At 58.7% G+C, this 13,349-nt stretch carries 14 protein-coding genes; 6 read left to right on the top strand and 8 right to left on the bottom strand.

Translation table 11 applies throughout. The features are described from left to right. Positions 1-12 precede the first annotated feature (12 nt). Entirely contained in the window at positions 13-1,218 is a 1,206-nt protein-coding gene (locus TU76_RS14865) for an MFS transporter (protein ID WP_019828899.1), read from the bottom strand. Positions 1,219-1,335: 117 nt separating this feature from the next. Between TU76_RS14865 and TU76_RS14860 the strand changes: the two genes are divergently transcribed. The 4 genes from TU76_RS14860 (at position 1,336) to TU76_RS14845 (ending at position 4,572) form a co-directional block, all read left to right on the top strand. Beyond that, positions 1,336-1,947 carry a TetR/AcrR family transcriptional regulator gene (locus TU76_RS14860; protein WP_019828897.1) on the top strand — a complete coding sequence of 204 codons (612 nt, stop codon included), beginning with the start codon at positions 1,336-1,338 and terminating at the stop codon, positions 1,945-1,947. 178 nt (positions 1,948-2,125) lie between these two features. Beyond that, on the top strand, positions 2,126-3,712 hold the full coding sequence (locus TU76_RS14855; RefSeq protein WP_019828894.1) for an aldehyde dehydrogenase (NADP(+)): 1,587 nt from the start codon (positions 2,126-2,128) through the stop codon (positions 3,710-3,712). A gap of 205 nt (positions 3,713-3,917) precedes the next feature. Next, positions 3,918-4,259 carry a type II toxin-antitoxin system RelE/ParE family toxin gene (locus TU76_RS14850; RefSeq protein ID WP_048351961.1) on the top strand — a complete coding sequence of 114 codons (342 nt, stop codon included), beginning with the start codon at positions 3,918-3,920 and terminating at the stop codon, positions 4,257-4,259. Positions 4,260-4,269: 10 nt separating this feature from the next. Further along, complete coding sequence (locus TU76_RS14845) at positions 4,270-4,572, top strand: helix-turn-helix domain-containing protein (RefSeq protein WP_046809788.1); 303 nt, start codon at positions 4,270-4,272, stop codon at positions 4,570-4,572. Positions 4,573-4,591: 19 nt separating this feature from the next. On the opposite strand, the gene TU76_RS14840 is transcribed toward TU76_RS14845, so the two are convergent. From TU76_RS14840 to TU76_RS14825, 4 genes are all read right to left on the bottom strand, one after another. Continuing rightward, positions 4,592-5,650, bottom strand: a complete 1,059-nt coding sequence (locus tag TU76_RS14840) for a linear amide C-N hydrolase (protein WP_048351960.1) — start codon at positions 5,648-5,650, stop codon at positions 4,592-4,594. A 23-nt stretch (positions 5,651-5,673) separates the two neighbouring features. Continuing rightward, positions 5,674-6,489, bottom strand: a complete 816-nt coding sequence (locus TU76_RS14835; protein WP_048351959.1) for a hypothetical protein — start codon at positions 6,487-6,489, stop codon at positions 5,674-5,676. Between the two features lie 114 nt (positions 6,490-6,603). Continuing rightward, positions 6,604-7,950 (bottom strand): glutamine synthetase family protein, encoded by a 1,347-nt coding sequence (locus tag TU76_RS14830; protein WP_048351958.1) that lies wholly within the window; start codon positions 7,948-7,950, stop codon positions 6,604-6,606. Between the two features lie 22 nt (positions 7,951-7,972). Then, positions 7,973-8,530 (bottom strand): helix-turn-helix domain-containing protein, encoded by a 558-nt coding sequence (locus TU76_RS14825; RefSeq protein WP_019828888.1) that lies wholly within the window; start codon positions 8,528-8,530, stop codon positions 7,973-7,975. Positions 8,531-8,713: 183 nt separating this feature from the next. On the opposite strand from TU76_RS14825, the gene TU76_RS14820 reads away from it, so the two are divergent. Next, entirely contained in the window at positions 8,714-9,301 is a 588-nt protein-coding gene (locus TU76_RS14820) for a LysE family translocator (protein WP_019828887.1), read from the top strand. Here the strand turns inward: TU76_RS14820 and TU76_RS14815 are convergent. The 3 genes from TU76_RS14815 to TU76_RS14805 all read right to left on the bottom strand — a co-directional run bounded on the left by TU76_RS14815 (position 9,298) and on the right by TU76_RS14805 (position 12,079). Then, the gene (locus tag TU76_RS14815) at positions 9,298-10,149 is read right to left on the bottom strand and encodes an AraC family transcriptional regulator (RefSeq protein WP_048351957.1); all 852 of its coding nucleotides are present in this window, start codon (positions 10,147-10,149) and stop codon (positions 9,298-9,300) included. The two genes, TU76_RS14820 and TU76_RS14815, sit on opposite strands and share 4 nt — an antisense overlap. Positions 10,150-10,231: 82 nt before the next feature. Then, positions 10,232-11,233, bottom strand: coding sequence for an NADP-dependent oxidoreductase (locus TU76_RS14810; RefSeq protein ID WP_048351956.1), 1,002 nt, complete (start codon positions 11,231-11,233; stop codon positions 10,232-10,234). Positions 11,234-11,296: 63 nt separating this feature from the next. After that, positions 11,297-12,079: an SDR family NAD(P)-dependent oxidoreductase gene (locus TU76_RS14805; protein ID WP_048351955.1), complete on the bottom strand. Its 783-nt coding sequence runs from the start codon at positions 12,077-12,079 to the stop codon at positions 11,297-11,299. Positions 12,080-12,243: 164 nt separating this feature from the next. Here TU76_RS14805 and TU76_RS14800 point away from each other — a divergent pair, with 164 nt between their 5' ends. Continuing rightward, the gene (locus tag TU76_RS14800) at positions 12,244-12,822 is read left to right on the top strand and encodes a TetR/AcrR family transcriptional regulator (protein WP_046809794.1); all 579 of its coding nucleotides are present in this window, start codon (positions 12,244-12,246) and stop codon (positions 12,820-12,822) included. The last annotated feature ends 527 nt before the right edge of the window (positions 12,823-13,349 follow it).

The following is a 13,349-nucleotide window of genomic DNA, read 5'->3' as shown; positions in this document are numbered from 1 at the left end:
GATCAACCGGGCTCAATGCCCGACCACCGCCGCTCCTGATTGCCTCTGGCCCTTTGGGAAACCGTGGGTCCGGGCGCTAAACACAATCCACAGCCCTGCCAGCAACAGCGCCAGCAATACCCAGGGAAAGACACCAACCCCGACCTGGTCGAGCAACACGCCGCCGGTTAATGCCCCGGCGGCAATAGCGCTGTTCCAGACCACTACGTTCATCGACAACGCCACATCGGCGCCCTCGCCTGCCGCATCGGCCAGGGCTGTTTGCAGCAATGTGGCGGCGCCACCGAAGGACAACCCCCAAACGAAGATACCCGCGTACACCACGGCCACCGACTGTGAGAAAAACCCGAACAGCAGAGAGATCGCGGCAAACGTCGCCAGGCTTGCCAGCACCGCGTTACGCAGATGCCGGTCCACCAGACGCCCGGTCATCCAGATCCCTGCCAGCGCAGCCAGCCCGAAGACCAACAACACACGATCGACCTCATTGCCCAGGCCTGCAGAGGCCACGAAAGGCGCGATGTAGGTGTAAAGCATGTTGTGCGCAAGCATCCAGGTCAGCACCACAGCGAGCACCGGACGCACCCCCGGAGTGGCCAATACCTGGCGCAAACCGATGCGCTCAGAGGCCGTCTGCCCCGGGTAATCGGGGACTTTGACCACCACCCAGACAATCAGCACCAAGGTCAGGATCGACATCAGGCCAAACGCCGTGCGCCACCCCACCAGCGCGCCCAGCCAGGTACCCAGCGGCACACCCAGAGACAGTGCAATCGGGGTGCCGACCATCGCCACCGCCATGGCCCTGCCCTGTAAGTTCGGTGAGACCATGCGCCGGGCATAACCCGCTAGCAGGCTCCAGGCCAGTCCGGCTGATGCACCGGCAAAAAACCGTGCAATCAGGGTCACGACATAGTCTGAAGACCACGCGGTAATCGAGTTGAACAGCAGAAAACCGACAATCGTCAGCAGTAGTACATTGCGCCGCCGCCAGCCTTGGGTCGCAATGGTCAACGGGATGGCGGCCAGTAAAGACCCCAGCGCGTAGACCGTAACCATCTGCCCCGCCCATGCCGATGACACTTCGAGGCCACTGCTGATTTGCGGTAACAGGCCCGCAGGCAACGTTTCGGTGACGATGCAGATAAAGCCAGTCATGGCGAGCGCTAGCAGCGCGCCCATGGGTAATCGTTCAGTGGTGTTTTGCTCTTGTGCCATGGGTGCTCTGACCTGCCTAGTTATGTATCGATAGGTACAAATGTAAGTCGAGGAAAAATATTGGTCAACGACTTTTGTATCGAATAGTATTTATGTCTCGTGACGAAGGAGATTCAAATGGCACAGATGGGACGCCCGCGTACATTTGACCGGGACGCGGCTATCACGCAGGCCATGCACCTGTTCTGGGAGCAAGGCTACGACTCAACTTCCCTGAGCCAGCTCAAGGCGAATATTGGCTCAGGCATTTCTGCACCCAGCTTCTATGCGGCTTTCGGTTCCAAGGAAGCCCTGTTCAAAGAAGTGATGGAACGCTATCTGAACAGTCACGGCAAAGTGACCGACAGCCTGTACGACCCCCAGTTGCCTGCGCGCGAGGCCATCGAAACAACGTTGCGCCGGTCCGCCAACATGCAGTGCGAGACCGGTCACCCACGGGGTTGCCTGGTTGCTCTGGGCCTGATGAGTGCCTGCACACCACAGACCTTGGCCATCTGCGCGCCGCTGGCCGAAGCCCGTGCCCGCAACCGCGCAGGATTTATTGCCTGTGTTGAGCGCGGCATCAATACCGCTGAACTGTCGGAACATACCGATCCGGTTGCACTGGCCACTGTGTTCGAGAGTTTTTTGCTGGGGCTCACCACCCTCGCCCGCGACGGCGTGCCCCATGAGGTACTCGATGCAGCGATCACTCAGATCATGCGCGTATGGGATGCCGCGCGAGCCTGAAGGATGACCAATGGTTATCGCCCAATCAGCATTCGTCATTGGGCAGTCTCTTCGACAAAAACTACAGTGGCCGCCTGAAGGAGCCTTGGTGGCTCCCGATTGCGAGCACTGCGGCGCGATGAGCTGATTCGCAGCAGGCTCAAAAAATCTTGTAGCCGTTGCCTAAAGGGACCTTGATATGACACGCATCACCGGACAAAACTTTATTGGCGGACACCGCAGCGGCGCTGGCACCGTGCACCTGCAAAGCGTGGATGCCAGCACCGGCGAAGCGCTGCCATACCACTTTATCCAGGCTACGGAATCCGAAGTGAATGCCGCTGTCAGCGCTGCCAGCGCCGCGTTTCCTGCCTTTCGCAGTTTGCCCGCCACACGGCGCGCCGAGTTCCTGGAAGCCATCGCCGAAGAAATTGACAACCTGGACGACGATTTCGTGGCCATCGTCTGCCGCGAAACCGCCTTGCCAGCCGCGCGCATCCAGGGCGAGCGCGGGCGCACCAGCGGGCAAATGCGCCTGTTCGCCAATGTGCTGCGCCGAGGGGATTTTTATGGAGCGCGCATCGATCAGGCGCTGCCTGATCGTCAACCATTGCCCCGTGCAGACTTGCGTCAGTGCCGAATGGGCGTGGGGCCGGTGGCTGTGTTCGGGGCCAGTAACTTCCCGCTGGCGTTCTCCACTGCGGGCGGTGATACCGCCTCGGCACTTGCGGCCGGTTGCCCGGTGGTGTTCAAGGCCCACAGCGGGCATATGGCAACCGCTGAACAGGTGGCGCTTGCGATTGTGCGTGCCGCCGAGCGCACCGGCATGCCAGCCGGTGTGTTCAACATGATCTACGGCGCGGGTGTGGGCGCTGTGCTGGTCAAGCATCCGGCGATTCAAGCCGTCGGCTTTACTGGTTCCTTGCCCGGTGGCCGTGCCCTGTGCGACATGGCCGCGGCAAGGCCACAGCCGATCCCGGTCTTTGCCGAGATGTCGAGCATCAACCCGGTGCTGGTATTGCCCCAGGCATTGCGTGCCCGCGGCGAGCAGATAGCACGGGAGCTGGGCGGTTCCGTGATGCTGGGCGCTGGCCAGTTTTGTACAAGCCCGGGCCTGGTGCTGGGTATCCGTTCACCCGAATTCAGTGCCTTTATCGACACACTCGGCCAGTTCTTCAGCGCTCAGCCCGCACAGACACTGCTCAATGCAGGGGGCCTGGCCAGTTACAGCAAGGGCATCCAGCGCTTGGCTGATGTCGATGGTATTCGCCACCTTGCAGGTGCGCCGCAACAAGGCAATCTGGCCAGCCCTCAATTGTTCCAGGCCAATGCCAGCCTCCTGATCGATGGTGCCGAGGTATTACAGGAAGAGGTGTTCGGGCCCACCACCCTGGTGGTCGAAGTAGCCGACAAGGCGCAGTTGCTGCAAGCGTTGCATAGCCTGCATGGTCAGTTGACCGCGACACTGATTGCCGAGCCCGCTGACGTGCAGGCATTCGCCGAGGTCGTGCCGGTGCTTGAACAAAAGGCCGGACGCCTACTGCTCAACGGTTACCCGACCGGCGTTGAAGTGTGCGACGCGATGGTTCACGGCGGGCCTTACCCCGCGACCTCCGATGCTCGAGGCACCTCGGTGGGCACTCTGGCCATCGACCGCTTCCTGCGCCCGGTGTGCTACCAGAACTATCCGGACAGCCTTTTGCCGGACGCGCTTAAAAACGCCAACCCGCTGGGTATCCAGCGCTTGCTCGACGGCAAGCACAGCCGCGAGCCACTGGCCTGCTGATCTGCGCGGGCCCCGTGATGGGGCCCTGCGATCACCCAGCCCGTAGCAGCTGCCGAGGCACGACGGCTGCGTCCGGCGGCGCAGCCGTCGTAGAATCATTCGACGCGCAGTTTCAGATGTCCTGTGAGCAGGTCACCCCTGGCCGCTGATCAGTTGAACACTGGCCGGGCTTGAGGAAGGTACCAAATTAGGTACACTTCAGTACATGAACTCTGTCCCTCCCATTCTTAATGGTCGATTTTTTTGCACGCTCGCAGGCAATGAGCCTGTGCGTGAATGGTTGGCCAGTCTCGAGCGCGAGCAGAGGCGCCTGATTGGAACCGATATAAAGACCGTACAACTTGGCTGGCCGATTGGCATGCCGGTTGTGCGCAAGCTGGAGCCTAAATTGTGGGAGGTTCGCTCGGATTTGGATGGCATCATTGCTCGTATCATCTTTACGGTTGTCGGCTCGCAGATGATCCTGCTTCACGGATTCATCAAGAAAAGCCAGAAAACCCCGGCGGTCGATCTTCAAACAGCCAGACAGCGCAATGCAAAACTATGAGGTACAGCGCATGAATAACCACATCGGCTCCGATTTTGACGACTTCCTCTCGGAGCAAGGCCTCGCAGAAGAGGTCTCGGCCGCTGCACTCAAACGCGTCATTGCCTGGCAGATAGCCGAGGCCATGAAGGAGCAACATGTCACCAAAAAAACGCTGGCTGACCGGATGCACACCAGCCGTACGGCGGTCGATCGGGCACTTGATGAAAATGACCCGGGCATGACACTGGCAACCCTGGCCAGCGCCGCCCGCGCACTAGGTCAACGCGTAGAGATCCGCTTGGTGCCGGAGCACGATGCAACACTCGGATAACCCCACCTTCGCAACAACATTAAACCCCCTCAAACTTGAACGCCGGAGTGACTTTAAAGCTGCTTGAGACCTCCCCGGAATAAATAGTGCTTTGGTCCGGCCCCAGGTTCAGCTTTTTGACGGTGCCCGTTGCCTTTGAAAAATCGACCTTGTTCAAGTCCACCCAAAACGTGTTCGGGGTGACGGCCGACTCGAAAAAGTACAACCCCTGCTTGTGATCGATCACGGAGCGCCAGCGGGTCGAAGATATGTTCGGCTCGCCGGGTGTGGTAATCCCGTAGGGCACTGAAACGTTGCGGATCACACTGAACACACTGGCCAGCGACAAGCGTGCGTCCTGGTTTTTTGGCACCGCATTGACGTAAAACGACGCCCTGGCAAAACGGTCCGCGGAGCGATTGGTGCCGGGGAGCATCACCGTACCGCCAATGGACTGCCAATACGCATTCATTGCCAACTGCGCATCGAACGCCGGTGAGTTGGTCATGACCTGATAGCTCCGGTCGTGGTGAATCACCTGTTTTCCATCAATAAATTCAATGATGGCGCTGTCGCCCGAAGCATCGGACATTGAAAGGTGCAGGGTCGCCAGACGACTCTCACCCGGCACATTGGCGGTGACAACGGTGAAGGGTTCGGTCTTCAGTACGTCGACCGCTTCGGCAACGGTGCTGAAGTTGTCCAGGACATACTGAGCCCAGGCAGAAATGCTCAACCCCGGTTTGTCTTTATTGACCGGTGGATATTCAGACTCAACCAGCCACAGCAGGTTTGCTGACAACCCGGCTTCGTTGACCCCGTCAGTGGTTGAAATGTCATAGCCCGTGGCAATCACACTGCCGTATTTGGACGTCCACTTGAGCGAGCCCGGCCCGGCTTCTCCTGTGCGCTGCATACCCTGGGGGAAGATCCACAGATTGGTTGCCACGTCTGTTTTCCAGTCCATGGAGCGCGCCGTAATCACCGTCTGATTGTCACCCAGATAAACCAGGCGGGTGCAGGCATTGGCAACAGGCAACGCGAGCATAAAACCTGCGACTGCCAACGCCAGATGTTGGGTGTGTTTGAGCAATTGCATTCCCTTGATTCCTCACTGCTGGTTTAGAAGCGCATGGACAGGCCTAGTACCGGGCCGCGCTGGGTCACATCGTATTTGAACTTGTTGCCGGTAAAGTCGGTGGTGCGATAGTCCTGCGACAACACCCGATAACCGACACGAATGATCGTGGGGTGATCCGCCAGGAACATGCGGTAGCCCACATACCCCTGAGCGTTCCAGGTTTTCTTGGAGGACGTGTCCAGCCCGCCAGTATCGGCCTGGCCCGAAAGCGTCCAGCGGTCCGTCAGGTCGGTCTGCATGCGCAAGCCAACGAAAGGGTCTGTCCACTCGGTTTTTTTCTTGGTACTGAAACCCAGAGAATCGATGTCCAGTTTTGTCGACAGCTTGGTCCAGCGCACACCGACCGTGGGCTCGACGCGCCAGGCGCGAGGTTCGCCGAAAATCGTGGAGCCCCCCAACTCATACTCATAGACGCGGTAGTACACCCCCACGGCAAGGGTGGATTGGGCGATTGCCAAACCTACCTTGCGCCCGTACACCCGTTCAGACTGGTGTGTTTTCGCGTAGACGCCGTCGACATAAAACCCCAACGTGCGATTGGTCAGCTCCAGATTGCCCATGAAAACCGAACTCAAATTATCCAGAACATCCGAGAACGGCACATCAACTTTGGTATTGACCCCGCCAAGCGCCGCTTGCCCGCTCATTGACGGAGCCCACACAAACGGGCTCGCCAACAGCAGCCAGTCCGAGTCGCTGGTACTGGTTTTAACGGGTGGCTCTGCCCCCTGCGCCACCTGCAGGGCTAACAACAGCGGCAACGCCGCAGACGCACATCTGACAGTCTGTTTTCTCATCGCCCTGATTAACCGGTCATGGATTCAATCAGTAGGTATAGCAGGTATCCCCTGAAAATCTGCTGTCTGGTGCAGTCATTGCAAACGCCAATAAGTCTTTACTCCATAAGGCATTTACAAAAACCAGCGATATTCCCGGGCACTGATTTCTTGCATGAAAGCTAGATGGTCCTGACGTTTGTTCTCGCAGTAAACGTCTACAAATTCGCCGCCCATGCCGTCGCGCAACTGAGGTTGATGCTGCATGGTCCGCACCGCTTCAAGCATCTCAAGCGGGAAAGCGATACCGCTGTTGCGGTCTTCGTTAAGCGGCAAAATCGGCTCTTTACCCGCCTCAAGCCCGTGCTCCAACCCCACCAGAATCGCCGCCAGTACCAGATAGGGGTTGGCATCGGCACCCGCAAGGCGATATTCGACCCGCAGGTTTTTTGCATCGGATTCAGGAATCCGCAAACAGGCATCCCGATCTTCGTAGCCCCAACTGGCGTGTGTGGCGATGTTGGTCGTGCCGCCCAAACGGCGAAACGCATTCTGGTTCGGGGCAAAAATCGGCATACAGGCCGGCAATAATTCCAGGCAACCCGCAATGGCATGCCGCAAGGGTTGCTGCTGATTGTGCGCCAACAGGTTGTTGCCGCCGGCGTCGTACAGGCTCACATGCACATGCATGCCGCTGCCGGGATGTTGCAGATAGGGCTTGGCCATAAAGCTGGCGCGATAACCGTGCTTAAGGGCAACCCCGCGGGTACTGCGGCAAAAAAGGGCCGCCCAGTCCGCTGCCCGAACACCATCATCGAGATGGCCAAAATTGATTTCGAACTGACCCGGCCCCAGCTCCGCTGTGATCACGGTTGCGTCGATCCCCTGGGCCTGCGCAGCATCGACCATGTCATCCAGCACAGGAGAAAAGCGCGACAACCGCTCGATATGCATGTTGGGCTGGTCATCGGCATCGTCGCTCAACTGATCACGTGGAAACTGCGGCAGCCCCTCACGCAGTTGCTTGTCGAACAGGTAAAACTCCAGTTCAAACGCCACCACCGGGTGGATACCCTTTCGGGCCATCCGGGCCAACACCTGGGTGAGGACCTCCCGGGGCTCGAAGACAATCGGTTTTTCAGTGCCGTCCGTGGTAATCAGCATCTGGCCTAGCGGCTTGCCTTCCCAGGTCACCGGCTTGAGGGTGCCTGGCACCAGGCGCCGTACGGCATCCGGGTCACCGTCGTTGAAACAGTAATCGCCAATCTTGAACAGCCCGCCCTGCACACCCAGCAACACGCAGTTTTGCGGCAATTTGAGCACGCTGCCAACCGCCACTTTTTCTAGCATGTCGATGGGGTAACGCTTGCCGTAGAAATGCCCGGGAATATCCAGGGAAATCAGGTCGACATAACGCACCTCAGGGTTGTGTTGGCGAAAGGCACGCACCTCGGCCAGCAGATCAGAGCATGCAGCATCCATCTTGGAAGTTCCTTTATTGTTATCAGGTGTAGACCCACAGCACTCGCGTGAGCTGCTGTGTCAGGTTGGCGTAGCGACAGCGCGTGTGGCTGTCGAACTGAAAACTGTCCCCGGCGTTCAGGGTGGCGGGCTCATCGTCGTCACCCAGCCACAGGGTCAATTGACCTTCGATCACATAGCCGCCCTGCTCCGAGCTGTCCGTCATGAGCCGCTCACCGCTGCTCGCGCCTGCTTCCAGCAGACTTTCAAGCATCGAGAACGACGCGCGGATTTTCGGCGAAACCAAAATATCGGTAATGCCGTTGCCCAGATACAACGTGCGGCGCTCGTCCGGGCGGGTCACCCAGGGCAACTGCTTGGGTTTTGGCAGGCTGTAAAAATAGGTGGTCGGCACGCCCAGTGTTTCGCTGATGGCGGTCAGATCGGCCACCGTTGGCTGCGAAATTCCGCGTTCGACCTGGGACAAAAAACCCACCGAACGGCCGATTTTGTCAGCCAGTTCCTTGAGGGTGTATTTCTTGTGTTTGCGCAGGTCGTGGATAAGGATCGCCAATGCGGCCATCTCTTCTTGCTTGTTCATCCCGGGCCGCCGTGAAATTTAAACCGTTTAATTTCATGAAAAATTACAGGTTAAATTTCACAAGTGCAAGCCAATTGGTCTGCACGCCTCCCATCGACGTCTTCACAGGGGAGTTTTGTTCAATACGCCAACCTGCATGCTCCTTAACCTTCGAGCACACCCCTTGAGCGGAGCACAGTAACGATGAGCGTGTTGATTTCGATGGCGGCGTTCGCCCTGGCAGCATCCATTTCACCGGGGCCGGTCAATGTCGTTGCCCTGAGTTCCGGCATGCAGTTCGGCCTGGGCCCCAGCCTGCGTCATGTGCTGGGCGCCACGGTGGGTTTTGTCGTGCTGCTGCTGTTTACCGGTTTCGGCCTGCATGAAGTGCTCAAGCAGTGGCCGATACTGACCGACCTGATTCGCTGGGCCGGCATGGCATTTCTGCTGTATCTGGCATGGAAGCTGGCGATGGATAACGGCCGAATCGAGTTCGAAGGTGATACACGACAGCCCTCGTTTTTATATGGCGCGGCCATGCAGTGGCTCAACCCCAAGGCGTGGCTGGCTGCAGTTGCGGGCATGGGCGCGTTTGTGGCGGGCGGAGAAGCCGTACTGATCTGGTCGTTCGCCTTGATCTACTTTGTCGTCTGCTACCTGTCCGTAGCTTGCTGGGCCTACACCGGGGCCTTCCTGAGCCGTTACCTGCGCAGCGCACAGCGCATCCGGCTGTTCAACCGCTGCATGGCGGCCATGCTGGCGGGCTGTGCGGTCTCTTTGCTGTGGTTTTAAGTCTTGTACTGGCCGGGCGTGGCCGCGAGGTACTTTTTGAATACCCGCTGGAAATGCGCTTGATCGGCAAACCCGGTTTGATGCGCGATATCGGCGATCAATGCACCTTCACGCAACTGCGTTTGCGCATGTTGAATCCGTCGGTTGATCAGATAGGCGTGGGGCGTCATGTGGTAACGCTGCTGGAATGCACGAATCAGGTAAGCCTCTGACAGGCTCGCGGCTTCACAGATGTCCTGCAATCGAATCGTGCTCAAGAAGTGCTCATCAATATAGTCGGCGGCACGCTCCACCCGCACATTGGCGCTCTTGCGCAGCGCCACCGAACTGCCCAGCTCCTGCTGCATCGACGAGAAAAACAGAATCGCGGCTTCATGCTTGGCCAGCACCTCGAGCTGAGGGTCGACCAATTGTGCATACAGGGCGGTCAGGCCGCTGAACAAGACGGCGGATTGCGTGTGGGTGGCCGCGACGGGTTGGAACACCTCGCTGCCTTGCTCATCAAAACCCTGCTGAATACCGGACAGCCAAAGTGCATCCACATACAGCATCACGTACGACCAAGGCTGATCTTCGACCGGGTTACAGGCGTGGACATCACCCGGGTTCATCAACACCACCGTGCCTGCGCTGATAGCGTGTGAAGTTTTTTCATGCAGGTAGTTGCAACAACCGGACGTGATCGCACCGATCGAGAATATCTCGTGAGAGTGCCGGGCATAGCAAACCTTGCGACCGTCGGCGATTGAGCGAGCCTCGATAAATGGTAACTGCGCATCCCGCCAGAACCTCGGAGTTGCGCAGCTTGCATCGACGGGAAGGGTGTTGACCTGTTGGGTTGCGGGCATGGTAACGGGACCGAAAAAACAGGGGCCACGATGGATTTCATGGCCGTTTTCTGCCTGCTAGCCTAGCACCGCATTGCATTTGTTACAGCTCGACCCGGATGACGACCTTACCTTTCGCCCTGCCTGACTCAACGTAACTCAGCGCTTGGGCTGTCGCGCCGAACTCAAACACCCGGTCAACCACCGGCCTGATAACACCAGACTCAATCAGCGTGGTGACCTCACGCAACTGCTCCCCGCTTGCCCGCATAAAGACAAACGAATAACTCACCCCTCTTTGGCGTGCTTTGCGGCGAATGCCATAGCTCAGAAGGCCCATGACCTGCTGCAACACCCAGGACAGCCCTTGGGCTTTGGCAAACTGCGCGGTGGGTGGGCCGGAGATAGATATAAGCTGCCCTCCCGGTTTTAGTACCTTGAGGGATTTTTCGAGGGTGCCAGCGTCCAGGCTGTTGAGTACCACGTCGTAGTCGTGCAACTGCGTTTCAAAATGCTGCTGTTTGTAGTCGATAACCACATCGGCTCCGAGAGCCTTTACCCATTCGACGTTGCGGGTGCTGGTGGTCGTGGCCACAAAGGCCCCCACGTGCTTGGCCAGTTGAATGGCAATGCTGCCCACGCCGCCGGAACCCGCGTGAATAAGCACCTTCTGCCCTTTTTTCAGTTGCGCGGTTTCTACCAGCACCTGCCAGGCCGTGAGTGCGACCAATGGCACGGACGCTGCCTGCTCCATGTCAAGGTTGACGGGCTTAAGCGCCAGCGCATCCTGCGACACCGAAATCAGCTCAGCAAACGTGCCGATACGGTCCTCTTGAGGACGCCCATAAACCTCGTCTCCCGGCTTAAATTGACTCACATTGCTGCCGACTCGAAGCACCACGCCCGCCAGATCGTTCCCCAGCACCAGAGGAAACCGGTACGGCAGGATCAATTTGAACTCGCCCTTGCGGATTTTGGAGTCCAGCAGATTGACGCTGGCGGCATACACCTTGACCAGTACTTCATCGGGTCGAACTTCAGGGTCGGGCACGTGCCCTATCCGCCCATTGTCCTTGCCGTATCCATCGATAAAAAAAGCATTCATACACGGCGGCTCCGGGTGAGGCACCGAGCGCCCACTGCGCCCGGTGCGGCCTTTCCACATCTATCAGTTTTGATAACGCTCGGCAGCATGGGCCATCCGCACATCTCCAAGCAGCGCCAGACGTGCGCCCTGCAGTGCATCCCAACGGGCAGCGTCATGCAAAGGCGGGATAGTCATCAACTCACGGCGATCGAAACCGATCAGAGCGGCATCGACCAGCTCACCCACATCCATCACTTCGGGCAGGGTATTGATATCGATCCCCGCGCGCTCCCAGATTTCGGTGCGGGTTGCGGCAGGCAACACCGCCTGAACATAAACACCTTTGGCCGACAGCTCGTGACTCAGCCCTTGTGACAGCAACTGCACAAACGCCTTGGTTGCAGCGTAGACCGACTGACCGAACTCGGGCGCCAGACCTACCACCGATCCTATGTTGACGATCGCCCCCTCACCGGCCTGCACCAGCCGTGGCGCAATCGCGCTGGCCAGTCGCGTCAGCGCAACGGTGTTGAGCGCAATAATCGTCGTGAGGCTCTGCGCGGTCTGTTCCAAAAAAACGCCCGACTGGGCAATGCCCGCATTGTTGATCAGGATGCCTATGCTGGAGTCGTCACGCAGCCGCGCTTCAACCACCTCCAGATCACTGGATTGGGTCAGATCTGCCTGTAACACATCGACGGCAACGCCGTATTCCTGGCGCACGTGTGCTGCCAGGGCTTCCAGTCGCGCCTTGTCGCGGGCAACCAGTACCAGGTCATGGCCACGGCGGGCAAACCGCTCCGCGTAGGTTGCCCCGATGCCACTGGAGGCGCCGGTGATAAGGACAGAAGAATGAGTAGTCATGGAGGCGCTCTCTCAAGAGAAAATCTAGCCGCGGGATACGGCATATCGATCAGCGAGCCATTATGATGATGATCATAATCTTAAACGTCAACCATTTTGATGATGGTCGACATCCATGTATATTGGGCCCTTGATTGTCAGTGGTTTGAACGAGGCATAAAGCAATGAGGGTCACAAAAGCACAGGCGCAGGCGAACCGGGCACATATCGTCGAGACGGCTTCCAGGCTGTTTCGCGAGCGTGGCTATGACGGTGTGGGAGTGGCGGATCTGATGGCCGAGGCAGGCTTCACCCATGGCGGGTTCTACAAGCACTTTGGCTCAAAGGCCGACCTGATGGCAGAAGCCGCTGCGTGCGGGCTGGCGAACTCACTGGAAAAAAGTGCAGAGCACGACATTGCCGCGTTCTTTGACCAGTACCTGTCCCGTCAGCACCGTGATACTCCAGGCCAGGGTTGCACCTTCGCGGCCTTGTCAGGGGACGCTGCGCGTCAGCCTGAAGAGGTCAAGGCAACCTTTGCCCAGGGGCTCGAAAACATGCTGGCCGCCGTGGAGCACTCAGGCATCACCCTCACCGGCGTGGAGCCACAGGACATGCGGGCCAAGATGATCGACACCATGGCCCATGCCATTGGCGCGATCGTGCTGTCCCGTGCCTGCCCCGATGACAGCGCTCTGGCAGATGAGATTCTCGAGGTTTGCCGCAAGGAAATTCTCGGCCCAATGGGACCCGGCGACCTGTAGATACTCTGCTGCCAGTCAACCCTCCCTGTGGGAGCGAGCCTGCTCGCGAAGGTCGTTCGCGAGCAGGCTCGCTCCCACAGTTGAAGTGTCCTTCAGACCCGCTAACGAGTCGTGCGAGGCTCGTCAGCGGCTACAGATTGAGCAGCGCACACTTACACCAAACAGGCCGGCCGGTGGGCCGCCTCGGCGTGCAGTGCTTTTGATCTGCCCGCCCCTTCGGGAGGCCGAGAGGAGGTTCTGCGTAGTGTGTCGACCGGCATGGATGCCGGGAGAGCCGTGTTGGGCCATGGATGGCCCGTCACGGCGTGCCCACGGAGCAGGGCCGGAGTGAGGGACACCTGAGCGCAGCGAGGGCCGTACGCGGGGGCGAAAGCGCTTTGGTTACTTTGCCGCTTTTGCAAAGTGACTCGCTGTAAGAGCGAAACCATCATTTCAGTTCACCGCAAATGCCGGATATGTACCCCGTGTGCTCGTTGTTTTGCGAAGCGCCCGCACCTATGCCGAGTCCATATCCATTCGATATGTCA

This window comes from Pseudomonas psychrophila (assembly GCF_001043005.1).
GTDB lineage: Bacteria > Pseudomonadota > Gammaproteobacteria > Pseudomonadales > Pseudomonadaceae > Aquipseudomonas > Aquipseudomonas psychrophila.
Note: the sequence above shows the minus strand (reverse complement) of the source record. Positions and strands in the feature narration are given on the sequence as shown.